We start from the raw sequence: 19,191 nt of genomic DNA on the forward strand, positions 1-19,191 counted from the left end.
TTTCAGGTTTAATTCAGATTCTCCTCACGATCTCCTGATATGCTAAGTCTAAAGGATCGCCTCAGAAGGTTGATGCCAATGACCTTTTTTCCGGAAACGTCTGGTGATGCCTGTGTCTTTTAGTCGCCGGTGATATTTAAATCTAATTGAGGTGATGATAACTTGGAGATGGATAAATTGGCAGTGGATTGAAAATCATAAAATGGTAGATTGAGTGAATGTTAATAATGATTCTTTCTTAGAAATTTCTTATCTACATTTCAGAAGTGATTCAGTTTCACGGTTTATTCTTAAAGCAACGAAGGCATTCAAGGAGGGATTAAACCATGGATACCCAAAAAATGAGTCACGCATCATCATGTCACGGGCAAGGGAGTACCCATCCTATGCATCACCACGCTGCTTCCCACGATCATGGGGAGGAGGGGAGGATGGCCGCCGCTACGATGGCGAAGAAAAAAGATGATCCCGCCGAGACATCCCCGGAAGAGGAGGAATACCATTCCCTGATGCGGAAATGGTGGTTCGCTTTCGCCATCTCCATTCCTACCATCCTCGTCTCTTATCCCAATTTTATTCCTGGGATTCGGGACATCCTCCCAGCTGGCAGTTCTCTTCTGTGGTGGTCGAGGGTGATCGTCGGCCTCCTCAATCTGGTGGTGTTGGCCTACAGTGGAAACCAGTTTTTCATTGGTTTTTGGGAAGGATTGAAGCATCGTCAAGCCAACATGCATACCTTGATCGCCATCGGTGTGTCCGCGGCGTGGATTTATTCAGGGGTCGCTTTGTTATGGCCCGATTTATTCCCGAGTAAGGAAATGTCGGAGATTTATTACGACGTCACCTCTGTGGTAACCGCTCTGGTCGTGCTGGGATTAGCCATGGAGATCCGGGCCAGGGGACGTTCCTCCGAAGCGATAAAGAAACTGATCGGATTGCAGCCCAAAACGGCAAAAGTGATCCGTTCGGGTCAAGAGGTGGAGATCCCTATTGAGGAAATTACCGTTGGCGACGTGATTATCGTGCGTCCGGGAGAGAAGATCGCCTTGGATGGGATCGTTTTGGAAGGAAGTTCTTCCGTTGATGAATCGATGTTGACCGGTGAATCGCTGCCCGTGCAAAAAGAGCCGGGGCAGGAAGTCTTTGGAGGTACCTTAAATAAAACCGGAAGCTTCAAGTTCAAAGTGACGAAGGAGCAGGGAGAAACCGCTCTTGCGAATATCGTGGAGATGGTGAAACAAGCGCAGGCTTCCCGAATTCCCGTCCAAAAAGTGGTCGATCAAGTATCAAGCATCTTTACTCCTACCGTAATCATCCTTGCCATTCTAGGCTATATCCTCTGGTATAATTTCGGACCTGAACCGAGCGCCATGTATGCCCTGATCGTGGCCGTAACCACTTTAATCATTGCTTGCCCCTGTGCCTTGGGAATGGCGACGCCCATGTCTCTTACCACCGGCATTGGCAAAGGGGCGGAAAACGGGATTTTAATCCGTTCCGGCGAAGCATTGCAGGTGGCCAAAGAGCTCAATACGGTTGTTTTAGATAAAACGGGAACCATCACAGAGGGAAAGCCTTCATTAACGGATGTGGTCCCTACGGGCGGGTTAAGTCGAAATGAAATTCTCCGCATCGCTGCGTCCATTGAACAAGGATCGGAACATCCTTTGGCCGGAGCCATCGTTGAGGGGGCCAAAAAAGAAGGAATTTCATTGGCGGAGGTGACGGATTTTAATGCCATTCCCGGCCATGGGGTGGAAGGAATCATCGATGGTAAGAGAGTGGTCTTCGGGAACATCCGTTTACTCCAGGAAGAGGGAATCCCATATGAACACCTTCAAGAATTAGCCCTTCGTTTGTCGGACGAAGGAAAGACCCCCATGTTCTTGGCCGTTCAAGGAGAGATGGTGGGAATCGTGGCGGTGGCCGATACCGTCAAAGAGGATTCCAAGGAAGCGATTCAACAGATGAAGAAAATGGGACTTGAAGTCGTGATGATCACAGGGGATAACGAACGTACCGCCCAGGCGATTGCGAAACAGGTGGGAATTGACCGGGTATTCGCTAATGTACTCCCCCAAGATAAAGCCCATCACGTACATCAGCTTCAGTCTGAAGGGAAGAAAGTGGCGATGGTGGGAGATGGAATTAACGATGCGCCTGCACTAACCCAGGCCGATGTGGGGATTGCCATCGGAACAGGCACGGATGTGGCCATCGAAGCCAGTGACATTACCCTCATGAGAGGCAGCTTAACAGGGGTAGTACTGGCCATACAGATCAGCAGAGCGACGATGAAGAATGTATACCAGAATCTGTTCGGCGCTTTTATATACAACACCATCGGGATTCCGATTGCACTGGGCCTCCTATACCCCCTCTTCGGTATCCTTCTATCCCCATTGATTGCCGCCGCAGCTATGGCATTTAGCTCCGTGACGGTGATTTCAAACGCCAACCGGCTTCGGAAATTTAAACCGAAAAAAATTTGATGTGAAGGAGATGAGTGAAATGAGTGCATGGGTTACTGGAATTGGACTGTTTCTCATTGTCGGGATTGCTTGGTTCTTCTGGGGACCGAAAGGAAGTGGGACAAAGGCGGAGATGACGGCTTCGGGATACCAGGTACAGACCGTAAAAGTAAAGGGAGCATATTCCCCCGACACCGTCATCGTGCAGGCGGGTAAACCGGTACGACTCGAATTCATCCGGGAGGATCGCTCCCCCTGTTCGGAGATGGTTATATTTAATGATTTCCAAAAAAGTGTAACTTTGCCCTACGGCGAGAAAACCGTGGTAGAGCTTCTTCCTCAAAAGCCGGGAACCTATCCGTTTACCTGTCAGATGGGGATGTATAAGGGAAAATTGGTCGTAAAGGAGTAATCCATGATAAAAGAGGATCGAAGAGAAGGTGACCGATATGAGTTGCTGCGGAGGAGATTTCCATAATCACGGGAAGATGAATCAACACGAGGAATCGATGAATCACCGCACCAAGGATCCCCATGCGCATGGGGAAGGGATGAGTCATGGGTGCGCCATGCATGAGATGGGAAAACATTCTCTGTTCAAATACTTGATCGGAGCGGTGATTCTCATTGCAGGCGTTTCCTTGATCGGATTGATTGTCCAAAGCTAAGACCTTTTGTATAAAATGTTCGGCCTTCTTCTAACACGCTTGGAAGAAGGCTCTTTTTACATCTCCATCTTTATGGTACCCTTATGGAGGGAGGGATGAACAAGATGCCCCAAAAGATTCTAATCATTGATGATGATAAAAAAATCTCTACCATGATGAAAAGAGGATTAACGTACGAAGGGTATAAAGTTAGCGTGGCGGAAAGCGGAAAGGAAGGGCTCCTGAAGGTGCTGGAGGAGTCCCCGGATTTAGTCATCCTCGATGTGATGATGCCTGGGATGGACGGTCTGGAAGTATGCCGACGGCTTAGGAACGACGGGAACATTCCCATCCTCATGGTGACGGCGCGGGACGCCATCTCCGATCGTGTCAAGGGTCTTGAAACAGGAGCCGACGATTATCTGATTAAGCCCTTTGCCTTTGAAGAATTGGTTGCTCGTATTAAAGCATTATTGCGCAGGACCGCCGATGAGGAGAAGGATGTGCTCCAATTCTCGGATCTGCGGTTAGATTTAAAAACCAGAATGGCGATAAGGGGAGAACGAGAAATTGAACTTTCCACCACGGAGTTTGATCTTCTTCATCTTCTCATGAGGAATCCAAAGAGGGTTCTTACCAAAGAGCTGATTATGGAGGCGGTTTGGGGAATCGATTATGGAGGGGAATCAAACGTCCTTGAAGTTTACATCGGGTATCTACGGAGGAAACTGGAACAGGAAGGAGAACCGCGCCTCATCCACACCGTTCGAGGTACCGGTTACGTGCTAAAGGAATGAGTGCCATGTCGATTCGATTCCGTTTAACGTTATGGTATACCACCCTATTTGCCATTTTACTCATCACCTCCACTTCCATCATCTACGTGGCGCACCGCAATTCCCATTATGAAGAGATCGATCGCCTGCTTTCGGGAGTCTCCCTCCATTTACAGGAGGAACTGGAGAGGAATTTGCGTCAGGGCGTCCCCATCGAGGAGTTGCGCCTAACCTCGGAGGGGTTCGCCATCACCGGTGTTTATGCCGTCGTCACCGACCCCCGGGGAAATAAGGTCGTTGCCAATACAGATATGATCCCCCCTCCTCCTTTTCCCTACTCGTCGGTACATCCGATTACAAATGATTTCATACATACCGTTACAGATCAGAATGCGGGACGCTATCGTATGCTGATTAAACCCCTTCATCTCGGTTCTCGATTGGTCGGGTATCTCCAGACGGAGATTTCCTTAAAACGAATAGACCAAGCTTTAAACCGATTTGGTTGGTTTATTGCAGGGATTGATCTTGTAAGCCTTATTCTCATCTTCTTGGGGGGATGGTGGTTGGCCAGACAGGCTCTCTACAGGGTGGAAATCATCCGGCAGACGGCGAAAGCCATCGCCTCCTCTCAAGGTTTTGATCAAAGGGTATATCATGAAGGGCCAAAGGATGAACTGGGTGAACTGACCGATACCTTTAACGAGATGTTGGATAGCTTGGAGAAAGCGTATAAGAGTCAGTCCCGGTTTATCGCCGATGCTTCCCATGAGCTTCGCGCCCCTTTAACCACCATCCGTGGCAATCTCGATATATTGCAACGAAACAGAAATCTGCCTCCGGAGGAGAGAGAGGAGATCGTCCAGGATACGCGGAATGAAGTGATACGAATGACGAAGATCGTTTCCGATCTTCTTTCCCTCGCCCGGGCGGATGCAGGTCAGAAGGCAAGGATGCAGGTGGTGAATCTGTCGGAGGTGGTGAGGGAAGTGGTGGCGGAGCTGGGAACATGGGAGAAGGATGTGCTGATCCGGAGCGATCCTGGAAAAGGAGTAACCACATGGGGAGATCCCGATTTAATTAAACAACTTCTTCTCATCCTTATGGAGAATGCCCTCCGGTATACCCCCGAAGGAGGGGAGGTAAGGCTTATGGCCTCCACAGAAGGGGATCACGCGCTGCTTCGTGTGGCCGATACGGGAATTGGCATGAATGAGGAAGAACAAGCTCTGCTCTTCGAACGTTTCTATCGTGGAGAGAAGGCGAGAAGCATGTCCCCTGAAGGGACCGGTCTGGGTCTATCCATTGCCAAATGGATTGTGGAGCAGCATAACGGGGAGATTCTCGTTTCCAGCCGGCCTGGTCAGGGAAGTGAGTTTACCATACACTTACCGAAAGTACAGTAGAATCGTGATTTTCTTATCTAATTTTAAGTTTCATTTCAGATTCTTCTCATCTCCTGGCAATATGATAATCCTCGGACACAAAATCGGAAAGGAGAGGAAGAAATTTGAAGAAATTATGGATGTTTGTCGTGATTGCAATTATCGTGGTGGCGGCAGGTTCCGCCCTTTTTATATGGGGGGGGAGTGGAGGAGATTCAACCAAAGCGAAGGCGGATGACTCTCTTCTTACCACGACGAAATTACGGGATCTGCCTCCATTGGTGGAAACGGATGAAATTAAGCCGACAGGAAAAACAAAATCTTTCACTTTGGAAATCAGTCCAGGCAAATGGGAGCTGGTAAAAGGAACGACGGTGGATGCCATTACCATCAACGGAACCGTCCCAGGTCCTGAGATCCGGGTTACAGAAGGAGATCTGGTTCGTGTTACCGTGAAGAACAATCTGAAAGAGGAAACTTCGATCCATTGGCATGGGCTGCACGTCCCCAACTCGATGGACGGGGTGCCGCCTTTTACACAGCAAGGGATTAAGCCTGGGGAATCCTTTACGTATGAATTCACCGCCAATCATGCGGGAACCTTCATGTACCACTCTCATTTAAACAGCGTGGAGCAGATCGATAAAGGCTTATACGGTGCGTTCATCATCGACCCACAAAATCCGGAAAAACAACCCACGTTCGATCAGGACATTACCTGGGTATTGAGCGGATGGATTGTCAATAACATGGGAGATATGAATGGATCCGACGGAAACATGGCTCAGGGAATGAACATGAACTACAATTATTGGACCATTAACGGTAAAGCATTCCCTGATACAAAGCCGATTACCGTAAAAACCGGGGAAAAAGTAAGAATGCGCCTGATTAACATCAGTAATCTGGCGCACCCGATGCATCTTCACGGCCATGATTTCCGGGTGATCGCCGAAGATGGGCATCCCTTATCCTCTCCCCGCGTGTTGAATACCCTGGATGTGGCACCTGGTAAGACCTACGAGATTGAATTTATTGCCGATAATCCGGGTACATGGGTCTTCCATTGCCATGAACTGCATCATACCATGAATGGAGAGGTGGAACCGGGCGGCCTGATCGGCGTGATTCAGTACGAAGGAGCGCCAAAGAATGAACTCCCTTCCACCGAAGGGAACGGATCAGGATCGGATCAAAAGGGAACCCAAGATATGGGGAATATGCCTGGAATGGGTAATTAATCCCAAAAGCCCTGGAAGAGGAATTCTCTTCCGGGCTTTTTTTTGGCATCTTTTCAGCGCAACAGATGGGTTACGAAACCTTGAAAATAAAATAATTCTTAAGGTATTTTTAGGTTTTTCTCATCTTCCTTCTGTAATATGAAGCTTGGAAGTTTGAAAGACATAGACATGATCATTTCCACACATCGATCTTGAGTTTGGCTTATGTCTCGGCGAGCAATGAAAGGTGATCCCTAGGAAAGGAGCAGAGTACATGTGGCTTCCCGGCCCTGTATTATTTAAAATTGGTCCCATTCCCATTAACACTCTCGGGTTAGCTGTAGGCTTGGCTGCATTTATCGGCTTTTGGTTGGTGTCCAGAGAAGCCAAAAAAGAAGGAATTTCCCCGGATCTCATACTGGATCTCACGCTTTATGCCATGATCGGCGGGGTTCTGGGGGCTCGGTTTTGGTATGTCCTCTTTATGTGGAAGGAATATGTAAATAATCCCCTTGAAATTTTGATGGTTTGGCATGGGGGACTTGCCATTCAAGGAGGGATCCTTGGAGGAATCTTGGCAGGAGTTTGGTTTGCAAAGCGAAAAGGGCTTCCCGTTTGGGAGTTATCCGATATGGTCGCTCCCGCCCTCCTATTGGGAATGGCCATCGGACGTTTTGCAGATTTCCTTAACGGTGATGCTTACGGGATCCCGAGCAATTCCTTTTTAGCCATCCGTTTTCCTCCCGGGACGTATGCGTATAACGTATATGGAAGCACCCCGATCTTGCCGATGCAGCTTATTGAAGGAATTGGGGATCTGATGATCCTCGGGATTTTAATCATCTTAAAGCGGAAAAAGAGCTTCCCTGGTTTGACCTTTTTATTGATGCTGATCTCCTATTCCATCCTGCGCTTCATCGTAGAGTTCTGGCGAGGAGACAGCCTCCTTCTTTATCATTTAAAAGTGGCTCAACTTACCGCTCTGATTACGATTTTCGTGGGGTCGGTTTTGATCATCTGGAGATGGACGAAGATAAGACGAAGGGCTGTGGCCAACGGAGGATCTCTAACCGCCATAAACGAAGAGAGATGAACGATCTTCATCGCATCTAAACGATCATTCGATCATCAGATCTCTAAAAGGGGACCGGTTGGTAGTTTACCATACCGGTCCCTTCAATTTTTTCACTTCCCTGTTTCCATCATCGAAAGAGATGTGACTCTGGGAGAACCTCTTCGGTTGCCGGATATGGGTGAAAAAGGATATGATACATAGAAAGAAGATCATAAAGACGGGAGAAATGAGGGAATGGACAATGGATCGAGAAACCGAATTAACCCGAAAACGGTATGATCGGACCTCCAGGTTTTACGACTTCATGGACCGGATGCTTCCATCGGAGTTGCGCATGAAGGTAATCCGTCAGGCTTCAGGTAAAGTGTTGGAGATCGGGGTGGGTACCGGCAACAACCTTCCCTATTATTCCCCGGGCTGTGAAGTGATCGGGATCGATCTTAGTCCCGGAATGTTGGAAAAGGCAAGAGAGAAGGTAAAGGAGGCAAAGGTCCCCGTACAGCTTCTGGAAATGGATGCTCAAAATCTCCAATTTCCGGATCACCACTTTGACACGGTGGTGGCCACCTGTGTTTTTTGCTCCGTGCCGGATCCCATCAAGGGTTTGCAGGAAATTAGAAGAGTTTGCAAGCCGAACGGGAAGGTGATTCTTTTAGAGCATGTCCGCAGCGAACATCCGCTCTTGGGTAAAATCATGGACATTCTGGATCCTCTCACCGTAAGGATGATGGGCCCGCACATTAATCGGAGGACCGTGGAGAATGTTCGTGCGGCAGGGCTTACGGTGAAGAGCGTGGAAGATCAATACGTGAAGATCTTGAAGCTTATTGTTGCGGAACCGTAGGGAAACTGAAAGAGAGGCATACTCCACCTCCGGCACGGATACTCGATCAATTGCATGGATGAATATAAAGTAGAGCATTTGCTATGGTTTCTCCGGTTCTTTGGTGAGGATGTTCTTCATCCTTTTGTACTTCGGTTCAACGCTATAAGCCCCGTTTCCCTTCTTCAGGGGAACGGGGCTTGAGTTTTGGGGTTTTGATGGAAAGAAAGCCATGTGAGATTCTAAGGTGGAATTAAAAAAGACTCTCGATATGACTCCATAAAGAAACGACAGCAATCCCTTTTGGTTCCGGTGGGAATGGTCGGTCATTGGGTCATGCGATTGGATTTCCGCAATTTTTGTAGTTTCTTGTCAATCATGCAACAGATCCTCTCTTTTGGTTCGTTTAAAATAGGGTTTTAAGAAAAATTCTTTTTTTTCTTAAAACCCTATTTACATATCAATAATTGCACATTTATAATTAAATTGCAAGGGTTTTAATTCTATTGAGGGTGGTAAAAGAGATCAACTGCTTATTTTTTTGTAGAGAGTTGATTCTGATTACACATTGGATAGTCATAGATTCATGGAGGTAAAATGAATGCAATACAAATTTTATGGAACGATCTTAATCTTTATCGTTTTTTTGGCGGGATGCATAACTGCTCAACAACAAAACAATAAGTCAGAATATAATTTCACAATTGCTTGGGCGGATAAAGTTTATGGTGTTACCCAGGAAATCGTATCCCCTTTTAAGATTGATTCACAAGTTGGGATTACCAAAAGACTGATCTCTCCTTTTCCCCAAAAAAACGGAGATATTGGAAGAAGAACTCCGGAAGGAAAAATTGTAATCCCGGTGGGATCAAAACTTTATAAGATAAAAGGAGAAGAGAAAAATCTGGCGGTGGGTGTTCCTAATGACCATTCTTCCATTTATTACAAATGCATCTATATAGGTGATTTAATTCGTTAATACGAGTTAACTGCTTGTAATTCTTGTTCTTTTAAAGACCCTCTTACAATCTAGAGAGATGCATTTTAAATCTTCCTCGGTTTACAATTGGCCACTAGATAATTAGGGTGAACCCCATTCTCAAGCATGTTTATAGCGATTTTTAAAATGTAGTGGGGAGCGATTGTATATGAAAAAAAACAGATTATTGTTGATGTTTTTTAGCCTGCTCATTTCTTTGGCTTTGTATATTCTCTTGTCACTGGTCGCCTCCAGCTATCAGGTGTCCAATTTTCATACCTATGAGGGAACAAAAGATGAAACGATTGTGAGTATCAGAAAACGAATGGCACCGGATGTTGAAGAAATTGAAGCGATACGTAAAGAGTTTCTAGAATTGGTCAAAAGCTCCCCTCAGCTTACGATCGTCATGGATCCCGATTGGGATCTTACCTTATATGTCCATGATCCTTTCGGCTCCTTTCGGGATGATTCGTTGGTAAAAGGAGAATATTTTAAAGCGGATGATTTTTTCTCCGATGAGAATCCTGTCATGGTAGAACAAGATAGTGCGGCCTTCCTGTTGGTGCGTGATGACGTTGCATACATCAACGGCTATCCAAGGCCTCTAAGAGCCATCTATTCGGAAGGCTATCCGCTTTTTGCTAATAAATATCAACAATATGATCATATCTCAACATTAGGATCGGCAACGGATTGGCAAGGAACATACTACTTCCGACATGCCGACCAAAAGACGCTGACACGGTTTATCTCCATTTTTCAAAAGTACGGGTATCAAATGGATCCAATGAAGATGACTTCGAACATAAAGGATTGGTTTATGTTTTTTTTCCGCGATCCTAAACGTCTGGTGATAGGATTAGGCATTTTGTTTATTTACCTCTCCTATTTCGTCACCTATGATCTGCTCTTTTCCCGTCGGGAGAGAGAGTTTATGATTCATCGGCACTATGGCGCCACCAAAAATCAACTCATGATGAGAATCATGGGTTCGATCATCCCTTTCATCGGGTTTGGTGCCTTTTTGGGTTCGATGGTCGGGATCGGTTTAATGCTCGTGATTGGGGAGAGACCTGAAGCCTTCGTTTTTGCAGGGTCATTCATCTTACATATCCTGATGAGCGGTCTCTTTATCGCGATGGCGTATTACCGGCGTACGTTATGGAATCAACAAAGGGGCGTGACCTTATGATCCTGCAGTTCCGTTATGCGTTCAGAGATTTCAGGAAAAAGCCGGTCACAGCGGTTCTTTTTATGATTCAACTCTATATTGCCGGCTTTGTTCTATTATCGTTATCACATGAATTACTGTTTAGTCTGAATGGCATTAAAACGATGAAGAATTTAGAGAAATATAATCTCATTTATTTCCACGTGCCTTTAAATGACCGAGGACTTACTTACTCGGGGGAAATCGATGAGATGCTTACGGAATTATTGGATCGCAAACATGCCGCCTACTCCATCGTTGATTCCATTGAATTAGATAACGAGTCGAAACAGAAGGTCGTTGTGGGCATGGGGGCTGCCTTTGCCGAGGTATTCGGACTTGCTCCCTATATCAAGAACTTAGAGATCTCGCATCCCATCGCCCTCCTCGGTGCCGATGTAAAGCATATCAACGTGGGGGAGAGCATCCCATTTGGAACCGTGAAACAAGTAAATGTGAAGGTGGCCGGGAGGCTCCCTCCTCATGCAAACTATATGAATCGAACCACGGTAGAAAGTTTGGATCAATCCGTGCTGATCCTGACCGGTAAAAAACAGATGATTGAATTATATGGCTATTATCATCTCAAAGAATGGATTCGCAATGTTGTTCTCCTCAATCCCAGTCAAACTACATTAATCGATTATGTATCGGCGTTTGGGAGGTCCAATTTCGGACTGACTCCTATTCAGTTTAACACGGCTGCCTTCAAACATTACAACAATATTTATACGTTTACGGTGCGCGCATTTCTTTTTTTCTTCATCGCCATTCTCTTCGTGCTGATCAATCTCGTCGTGAATGTGTTGCAACTCGTTCGGCGGAATATGCGGGAATATGCGATTCATCTCTTATATGGCGCCCGTTACAGCCAGATTTATATAAGAACCATTCTATACATCTTCATGATGATCACGTTGCCGCTATTTTTAGCTTTCTATCAGATATGGAGCATGGGGATGGGTGAGAGGATTCCTGTCTTCTGGGTATTCACTGCGATTTTGGGAGTTGCTCTAATCATTGCGGCTTTACCGATGATGCAAATCAAAGAGAATCAAATGCCGGCGGTTATAGGGAGGAGAGAATGAATATGGAACCGATCATAAAAACCGTATCCCTTCAGAAAGTATATGACTCGGGCGGAAACCAAACGATTGCCGTCCAAGATGTAACCTTGGAGGTTGCCGAGGGGACGAGTGTGGCCATCACGGGCCCTTCCGGTTGTGGGAAAACCACCTTAGTAAACCTCATCGGATTCGTCACTCCCCCTACTTCCGGAGAATTATGGATCGAAAATGAGGCCGCCTCCTTGATTACGGAAAAGAGGCGGGCGCAGTACAGGAATCGTTTCTTTGGTTACGTGGTGCAAGACTTCGCGCTCGTGGACGATTATTCGGTTTATGAAAATGTAGAGATCCCTTTACTCTATGCGCATCCCAGGTTAAATAAAAAAGAACGAAGGCGAAGAGTTGAAGAAATGCTGGATAAAGTGGGTCTCTTGGAAAAAAGGAAGGAAGAGATCGCCAATTTGTCGGGAGGACAAAAGCAACGCGTCGCGATTGCCCGTGCCTTGGTGAATCAACCGCGCGTTATTTTGGCCGACGAGCCGACCGGCTCCCTAGACTCCCGGACGAGTGAAGAGATCTTTTCACTCTTAATGGGTTTGGTGAAGGAAGGAAAAACATTGCTGATGGTTACGCATAATCCGGAACTGGCTCGGCGCTGTGATAGGGAGGTGAAAATGCTGGACGGGCGAATCCTCTCATCTGGTGCTTCGAACCAAGGGGAAAGAGGATGAAATTGAAGAAAAAAGGAGCCGCTATGGTGGAAGATATGGCGGCCAATTACAGTCATCGAACCGCGCTGCGGTTCATTTTTTGTTTATTTACTTAAAAAAAAGGATAGTGATTCACCTTTTTTTCATTTTCGGGGGATATAATGAACACAACGATAGAGGAAAAGGCCCGATACAGATACAAAGGAGGTTATTTCCGGTGAAGTGGTTTACTTGGAAAAAAGGAACGCTCTTTTTGTCATTGACAGCATTGTTGTTCGCCTTCACATTAACCCAACTGCCCCTAGCGAAGGCGGATGATCACGAAGGAGATGAACATGAGGGTTATGAACGAGACGGTTATGAGCATGATGAATGGTATGGAAAGGACGGGAATGAAGGCTACGATTACGGCGGGGTATGGAACTCGAACGATAACACCGGTGCCGGTAGCGGGATGCAGCTCCCCCCAACCAACTCGACGACTACTACCCTAAGTTGGAAGAGCTGGAACCGGGATGTAACCGACCTAACACCGGCTAAGTATGAGGCGCTTCCGATCCTTGAGCCGAAGAAAATTACGGTTCAGGTCGATGGGAGAGAGCAAAAGGGGATCTGGGCGCATCCGTCGAATGGGGAATTGCTTCTGCCGTTCAATCAAATTCTACCCGATTTACCCATACAAGTGGAGTGGTATGGTAAGGAGAAGTTCTTGGTCCTCCGCGGTGCGGAAGAGATTCTCCTTCTTAAGGTAGATCGCAAGGTGGCTTATGAAAATGGGGTGAAGGTGGCTTTACCTCAAGCACCGCAGATGATTCAACAGGATCTCTACTTACCTGTAAGCCTTCTGGCGACCGCCTTCCAGATGAATGTAACCTGGGATGAGGCAAATCAAAAGCTGGTCTTTACGACAAATGGAAATGGGGGAGCAAAATGAAAAAAGCGGCCAAATGGATCGTGGGGATTACAAGCGTGGCGACGTTAAGCGGAACCCTGGGACTGATTCAAATGGGGGCAAATACGGCACCGACCGATGAGAAGGCGACAACTCCCACAACAGGGACGGAACCCAATGCGGTAAAAACGGATGAGACCGCCAATTCGTCAGCCCTTCCTTTTGATTATGCGGTAGGGGTAAGGAAGGATTTTCCCACCATTCCCTATTATATCTCCGATGAGACGATGATTCAGGGGATGACGGAGGAGGAAGTGAAAGATTTCTTTCAATCGAGGGAAGCCTTCCTTGCCTCCCTGGATTGGGAGGAGTCGACAACGAGCCTCCCGCCTGAAAACCAAAATCCTACCGTCACCAATCCTTCGCCTGATCTTCAGTCGGGACCTACGTATCAAGCGCCTTCGATTCAAGCGCCTTCGATCAAAAGCGACCGCAGGACGAGGAGTTCGCGCCGATGAAGCGGAATGAGGCTATTCCCTTTGAACGGGTCACCTTTACGGCGATGAATTCGGAATTTCTCCTCTTGGGAGAGAAACGGCCTGAGGTGGGGAGCGCCCTTCCTTGGCAGAGAGAGATCCGGTTATGGTTCGCCTATGTGGAGAAACACTGTTCTCGTTTTTTGCCGGATAGCGAAGTCTCTCGCCTGAATGCTGCCCCGAAGGGGACCCCCGTCCTCCTCACCGAGACCTGTTACCGGCTCTTAACGGAGGCCTGGAATTATGCGATTAAGACCAATTTTCTGTTTCATCCTTTGGTCGGCAGACGGCTGGAGGAGATCGGATATGATCGTTCCTTTGATGAGATGAGGGAATTCAATGCATCGGACTCCGTCGTAGGATCCACTGAAGACCCTTCCTCGATCCGCCCCTCCTTTTCCATTGGCCCGTCCAGCCTTACCTTTATCCCCCACATGAAGGCGGTGATCCGTCGGACCGATGAGAAGGTAGACTTGGGAGGAATCGGGAAGGGATGGAGCGTCGATCGGGCGGCCGAATGGATGATGGAAAGAGGGATTACGGCGGGTCTGGTCGATGGGGGCGGAGATATCCGCCTCTGGCATAAACCGGGTTATCGCTGGAGAATTGGGGTAGAAGATCCCCTTGATCCGGATAGGGAGAGGATGCTCCTTTTTATGGAAAAGGGGGCCGTTGCCACCTCGAGCAAAGGATATCGGTGTTGGAAGCATGAAGGGAAGACGGTGCATCACCTCCTCAATGGGAGGACGGGATGTCCGGCCAACACAGGAGTATTGCAAGCCACCGTCATCGGCGAAACGGCGGCCGAAGCGGAGGTTTTGGCGAAGGTTCTCTGCCTTTTTGATCCCGATGAAGCAAAAAGGTGGGCGGAAAAGAATTTCCCCCATCTCGCTTACATCCTCTTCGACCAAGAAAACCGGATGATCATCAGTAACAATCTTGAAAAATATGCGAAGAAAGCGGTGATATGGAAATGACCGAGTTGCTTTTTCAATTTTTCACCTTATTTTCAACCTGGAATCTTATAAGAACGTTAGGGATCACGGCTTACGTTCTCTTCTTTTTGGCTCTCCTCGCCGGTACGATCTATCGTATGGAGTTAAAATTGGGAAAATGGGCGGGACTTTTTCTTTTCGTCCATCAGAATGCCGGGTGGGTTGGCTTTCTTTTCGCGTTCGCCCATGCCTTTCTTCTCCTGTTCGATACCTATCAGCCGTTTACCCTAATGGAGATCCTCATCCCCTTTTCCGCTTCCTATGAGCCGATCTGGACGGGTTTCGGCACCCTGGCCTTTTTTCTGTTGGCCATCGTCCTTTATACTTCCGATTGGATGGGTAAGATAAAGAAAAGGGTTTGGAAATGGATTCACTTCCTCGTCTTTCCCGCCTATCTTCTCTTAACCCTTCACGGGTGGATGGTGGGAACAGACACCGAGACGTTTTGGGGGATGTTTTTATACGGCGGAACGTTCGTCACCCTCTTCGCTTTTCTCCTGGTTAGGATGTTGGTCGCCCTACAGAAAAAAGGAACTTCCGTACCTGAGAAGAAACCGGGCAGAGAGAAAGGCATCCCTCCTGTCGGGAGAAGGGAACTTGAGATGAGGGCGGGTATAAAAGAAACAAAAGGAACTTCGAAAGATGGAGCAATTTCATAATATTTTCTGGGAAAAGAAACATGAAGAAAATAATGCGGGTTGGTTAGAATAAAGGAAAAGAGAGAGCGAAAGGAGCCCCGCCCGTGAACCGAGAACGCATGGAATACTTTCGAAAACTGCTCTTGTTGGAAAAAAGAGAACTTTTAAACCAAATGAAGCGAAACAATCGCTTCGGATTAAATAATCCTGAACAAGATCATGAATTATCCAGTCTAGATAATCATCCTGCCGATACGGCGACAGAGCTCTTTGAAAGAGAAAAGGACCTCGCATTGTTTTACCAGGCAGAAAGTTACTTGGACGAGATTGATCTCGCCATCTCCCGCATTGAACAGGGGATCTATGGCCTTTGTGAAGAATGCGGAAGACCCATATCGGAGGAGAGGCTGGAAGTGATTCCCACAGCCCGTTTCTGCCTTGAGCACCAACGGGAGGTACGGGATGAAGTTCCAAAAGGTCGCCCCATTGAGGAGGAAGCTCTGGATCCACCTTACGGTACGAAGGAAAAGGTACGAAGAGAGCAGGCAGGCACGGATGACGAGGATATCTGGCAGATGGTGGAACATTTCGGAACCTCCGATACTCCACTCACCTATGGACGTGGGATCGAAGAATATCAGGATATGGTTGTGGAGAACGATGAACCGGTTGGATATGTGGATGAAACGGAGGGCTTTCTAGTAACCGACCTTTATGGCCGTGAGAGGGGATTTGTACGCAATCGGGCTTATGAGGAATACATGGATCAACCGTAATTTTTTATCCGAAAATTCGTCAAAAGTTGAAGCGGAATGAAGGAATGCACAGGTCAGGTGGAGAATATGAATAATTAGATTCCCCTTTGTATCGGATTGTTCCATCCCCCTCCTCTCCCTATCTACTCCTTTGCCGCCTTTGCAACATAGATGTACTATGTCCCCTATCTTGAATGGGTTTCTCGTTCGTTGATGGGTTTTTTGTCGAATAAAATCGGAATAGTTGACGTATACGCCGAAATGTCATGGGATGGGTTGAAGTTGTTCATTTTTCGCCGATTTTCGATCAGGAACAAGGTCATTATGGGAGAAGAAAAGGATTAAGGCTACGAAGGGTTTGGGTTCCGGTACAGATCGGGATGAAAAAAGATAGAGACATAGGGGATGATGAAGAGATGAAAGCGATGATCCTTGCGGGTGGAAAGGGAACTCGTCTCCGTCCCTTGACGATCCACTCCCCTAAACCGATGCTTCCTCTTCTAGGGAAACCCTGCATGGAGTACGGTATCGATTTGTTAAAAAATCATGGGATCAAAGAAATTGGAGTAACCCTTCAATTTCTTCCCGAAGCCGTCCGCAACACGTTTTTAGACGGGGAGAAGCAACAGGTGAATCTTTATTACTTCGAAGAGAGAGAACCCCTTGGCACGGCAGGAAGCATCAAGAATGGAGAAACTTTTCTCGACGACACGTTTATCGTATTAAGTGGAGATGCATTAACCGATTTTAATCTTCAGGATGCGGTCAGGTACCATAAAGAAAAGGGAGGATCCGTTACGATACTCCTTTTCCAGGTAGATCAACCCCTGGAGTATGGCGTGGTCATGACCGACGAGGAGGGAAAGGTGATTCGTTTCCTGGAAAAGCCCACTTGGAGTGAAGTTTTTAGCGATTGGGTCAATACCGGAATTTATATCCTTGAACCGGAAGTTTTGCAGTGGATCGAACCGGGGGTCGAATTTGATTTTAGCAAGGACCTCTTTCCTCTATTGATGGAAAATGGAATTCCGATTTATGGATATAAGGCGAGGGGGTATTGGTCCGACATTGGAAACATCGATGCTTTTAGGCAAGCGACGTTTGATCTTTTAGAGGGGAAAGTATCCCTTGCCCTGCCTGGAAGAGAGGTGGAACCCGGAATTTGGATGGAGGAGGGGGTTCGCCTGGATCCTGAGGTAAAGCTTATTCCTCCCGTGTTCCTCGGCAAAGATGCGGTGGTGGAAAAAGGCGCTCAATTGGGTCCTTATACCGTCTTGGGGAGAGGTACGGTGGTAGGCTCCCATTCCCAGTTGGAACGCTCTATTTTGTTAGAAGGGGCTTATGTACAGAGGGGGGTGGAGCTTCACGGAACCGTCATCGGTAAAGGGGTGATGGTTGGTGATCATGTGTATGCGGGAGAAGGGAGCATCGTAGGGGATGGTTGCCGGATCGGCAAGAAATCCCTCATCAAATCCGGGGTGAAGATCTGGCCGGGGAAAGAAATCTCGGAGAGCGTCACACTTCATACCTCCTTGGTTTGGGGAAAGAAGAGTACCCGACGGTTATTTGGGAAAGAAGGGATTAAAGGAATCGGCAATGTGGAGATTACCCCCGATTACGCAAGCCGCGTGGCTGCGGCCTATGCAACCCTTTTTCAAACCGGATCTACGATTCTCTTTTCATCAGGACCGGATCCTTTTTCTTCGCTGATCAAGGAATCTTTTATTCTTGGGATACGCGCCGCGGGGATCGATGCGGTGGACCTGGGGGAGTCCATCCCTGCCGTGCTTCGCTATACCATACAGGAGTTAAAAGCAAGCGGGGGAATCCATGTCCGTTCTTGGGATGGTCAAAAAGGAGGGGACGCCCTCCATGTCCTTATTGAATTTTTTGACGCGTCGGGGCTTCCCATAGACCGAAACAGGGAAAGAAAGATTGAAAATGCCTTTTTCCAGGAGGATTACCAGCGGGCGGATGCCCGGCGCATCGGGAAAAGAAACGCTGTGATGAAGATGGGCGAAAGTTATTTAGAGGGAATGTTGGATGGGGTTCCGGTAGAGGTGATACGGGAGGATTCTTTTAAACTGGTGGCTTCCTACGATTCACCCATCACGAATCGTCTGATGGGGGAATTGTTGGAGCGGCTCCACGTTTCCTCCCTCACCCTTTCTTCTCCAAAGGATGAAGGGTTACAACCCTTGCGGGAGGCGGTGAGGAACCATCACGCCGATTTCGGATTCTTCCTGGGCCAAGACGGGGAAAGTCTTACGCTGATCACCGGGGAAGGAAAAGTGGTGGACCGGAATCTTCTCTATGGTTTGCAAATGGTTTCGATCAGTCAGAACAGGGAAAATGTCCTCTTCGGTGTCCCGGTAAGCGCCCCTTCGATCTTGGAAAATTTAGCAGACGCCTTAAATGTTCGTCTGATACGAACAAAAGAAGAAAGAAGGGCTGTGATGGAAGCGTACAAAGGGAATCGTTTTTATCCCCTCTTTGACGGGATCTACACCCTTCTTCACCTGTTGGAGTATCTATCTTTGCGAAAGGCTACCCTGTCGGAATTGATTGATCTCATCCCCCATTTTCACATGGCCAGGGAGGAGGCTTTTTGTCCCTGGGAAGAGAAGGGCAGAGTGATGCGCCGATTTATGGAAGAAATCAAAGGGAAAAAGGTTGAATTGTTAGATGGGATCAAGGTGTATGACGAAGGTGGATGGGTCCTGGTTCTCCCCGATCTGGAGGAACCTATTTTCCGGGTGGTCAGTCAAGCACGCTCGGAGGAAGATGCCATCCGTATGGTAAAAAAGATCAGGGGGCAAATCGAATTCTTCCTTTCTCGGGATGTTTCATGAAAAAATGGTGATTAAGGAGAGGGAGCATGGGCCCCCTCTTTTTTTATGATGAACTGCCCCATTTGTGCGGCGGATGTAGGGAATTGAATCCTTTGATCATTTGGATTACACTTGTCTTAGCGGTGAAAAATCTTTCTTTTTTTTTATTTTTGATGAA

Annotated in this window: 18 protein-coding genes; all 18 read left to right on the plus strand. The window is 47.4% G+C overall.

Translation table 11 applies throughout. The features are described 5' to 3' along the window. Positions 1–326: 326 nt before the first annotated feature. The 18 genes from THEAE_RS20200 (at position 327) to THEAE_RS0106530 (ending at position 19,034) form a co-directional block, all read left to right on the plus strand. The gene (locus THEAE_RS20200; protein WP_245605533.1) at positions 327–2,492 is read left to right on the plus strand and encodes a copper-translocating P-type ATPase; all 2,166 of its coding nucleotides are present in this window, start codon (positions 327–329) and stop codon (positions 2,490–2,492) included. Positions 2,493–2,511: 19 nt separating this feature from the next. After that, entirely contained in the window at positions 2,512–2,883 is a 372-nt protein-coding gene (locus tag THEAE_RS0106445) for a cupredoxin domain-containing protein (RefSeq protein ID WP_052329804.1), read from the plus strand. A 76-nt stretch (positions 2,884–2,959) separates the two neighbouring features. Next, positions 2,960–3,139 (plus strand): hypothetical protein, encoded by a 180-nt coding sequence (locus THEAE_RS0106450; RefSeq protein ID WP_156920565.1) that lies wholly within the window; start codon positions 2,960–2,962, stop codon positions 3,137–3,139. 104 nt (positions 3,140–3,243) lie between these two features. After that, on the plus strand, positions 3,244–3,915 hold the full coding sequence (locus THEAE_RS0106455; RefSeq protein ID WP_028986899.1) for a response regulator transcription factor: 672 nt from the start codon (positions 3,244–3,246) through the stop codon (positions 3,913–3,915). Positions 3,916–3,920: 5 nt separating this feature from the next. Next, on the plus strand, positions 3,921–5,300 hold the full coding sequence (locus THEAE_RS0106460) for a sensor histidine kinase (protein ID WP_028986900.1): 1,380 nt from the start codon (positions 3,921–3,923) through the stop codon (positions 5,298–5,300). A gap of 104 nt (positions 5,301–5,404) precedes the next feature. Continuing rightward, positions 5,405–6,520, plus strand: a complete 1,116-nt coding sequence (locus tag THEAE_RS0106465) for a multicopper oxidase family protein (RefSeq protein WP_028986901.1) — start codon at positions 5,405–5,407, stop codon at positions 6,518–6,520. Between the two features lie 253 nt (positions 6,521–6,773). After that, positions 6,774–7,592, plus strand: a complete 819-nt coding sequence (gene lgt / locus THEAE_RS0106470; protein ID WP_028986902.1) for a prolipoprotein diacylglyceryl transferase — start codon at positions 6,774–6,776, stop codon at positions 7,590–7,592. 223 nt (positions 7,593–7,815) lie between these two features. Next, positions 7,816–8,418: a class I SAM-dependent methyltransferase gene (locus THEAE_RS0106475; protein ID WP_028986903.1), complete on the plus strand. Its 603-nt coding sequence runs from the start codon at positions 7,816–7,818 to the stop codon at positions 8,416–8,418. Between the two features lie 580 nt (positions 8,419–8,998). Then, positions 8,999–9,376, plus strand: coding sequence for a hypothetical protein (locus THEAE_RS0106485; RefSeq protein ID WP_028986905.1), 378 nt, complete (start codon positions 8,999–9,001; stop codon positions 9,374–9,376). Between the two features lie 169 nt (positions 9,377–9,545). Continuing rightward, positions 9,546–10,571 (plus strand): FtsX-like permease family protein, encoded by a 1,026-nt coding sequence (locus tag THEAE_RS0106490; RefSeq protein WP_028986906.1) that lies wholly within the window; start codon positions 9,546–9,548, stop codon positions 10,569–10,571. Then, the gene (locus THEAE_RS0106495) at positions 10,568–11,677 is read left to right on the plus strand and encodes a hypothetical protein (protein ID WP_028986907.1); all 1,110 of its coding nucleotides are present in this window, start codon (positions 10,568–10,570) and stop codon (positions 11,675–11,677) included. The genes THEAE_RS0106490 and THEAE_RS0106495 overlap by 4 nt, the downstream gene beginning before the upstream one ends. 2 nt (positions 11,678–11,679) lie before the next feature. After that, positions 11,680–12,387 carry an ABC transporter ATP-binding protein gene (locus tag THEAE_RS0106500; RefSeq protein WP_211233481.1) on the plus strand — a complete coding sequence of 236 codons (708 nt, stop codon included), beginning with the start codon at positions 11,680–11,682 and terminating at the stop codon, positions 12,385–12,387. Between the two features lie 196 nt (positions 12,388–12,583). After that, positions 12,584–13,300, plus strand: coding sequence for a copper amine oxidase N-terminal domain-containing protein (locus THEAE_RS0106505; protein ID WP_156920566.1), 717 nt, complete (start codon positions 12,584–12,586; stop codon positions 13,298–13,300). After that, a complete protein-coding gene (locus THEAE_RS0106510) occupies positions 13,297–13,776 on the plus strand; it encodes a hypothetical protein (protein ID WP_005587405.1) in 480 nt (159 codons plus the stop codon). The genes THEAE_RS0106505 and THEAE_RS0106510 overlap by 4 nt, the downstream gene beginning before the upstream one ends. Then, positions 13,773–14,771 carry an FAD:protein FMN transferase gene (locus tag THEAE_RS20205; RefSeq protein WP_052329806.1) on the plus strand — a complete coding sequence of 333 codons (999 nt, stop codon included), beginning with the start codon at positions 13,773–13,775 and terminating at the stop codon, positions 14,769–14,771. The genes THEAE_RS0106510 and THEAE_RS20205 overlap by 4 nt, the downstream gene beginning before the upstream one ends. Continuing rightward, positions 14,768–15,448: a ferric reductase-like transmembrane domain-containing protein gene (locus THEAE_RS20210; RefSeq protein ID WP_169729963.1), complete on the plus strand. Its 681-nt coding sequence runs from the start codon at positions 14,768–14,770 to the stop codon at positions 15,446–15,448. The genes THEAE_RS20205 and THEAE_RS20210 overlap by 4 nt, the downstream gene beginning before the upstream one ends. Before the next feature lie 83 nt (positions 15,449–15,531). Continuing rightward, the gene (locus THEAE_RS20215) at positions 15,532–16,203 is read left to right on the plus strand and encodes a TraR/DksA C4-type zinc finger protein (protein WP_052329810.1); all 672 of its coding nucleotides are present in this window, start codon (positions 15,532–15,534) and stop codon (positions 16,201–16,203) included. 395 nt (positions 16,204–16,598) lie between these two features. Further along, the gene (locus THEAE_RS0106530; protein ID WP_028986910.1) at positions 16,599–19,034 is read left to right on the plus strand and encodes a sugar phosphate nucleotidyltransferase; all 2,436 of its coding nucleotides are present in this window, start codon (positions 16,599–16,601) and stop codon (positions 19,032–19,034) included. Positions 19,035–19,191: the final 157 nt, after the last annotated feature.

The sequence above is a fragment of the Thermicanus aegyptius DSM 12793 genome (assembly GCF_000510645.1).
In the GTDB taxonomy this organism is placed as follows: domain Bacteria; phylum Bacillota; class Bacilli; order Thermicanales; family Thermicanaceae; genus Thermicanus; species Thermicanus aegyptius.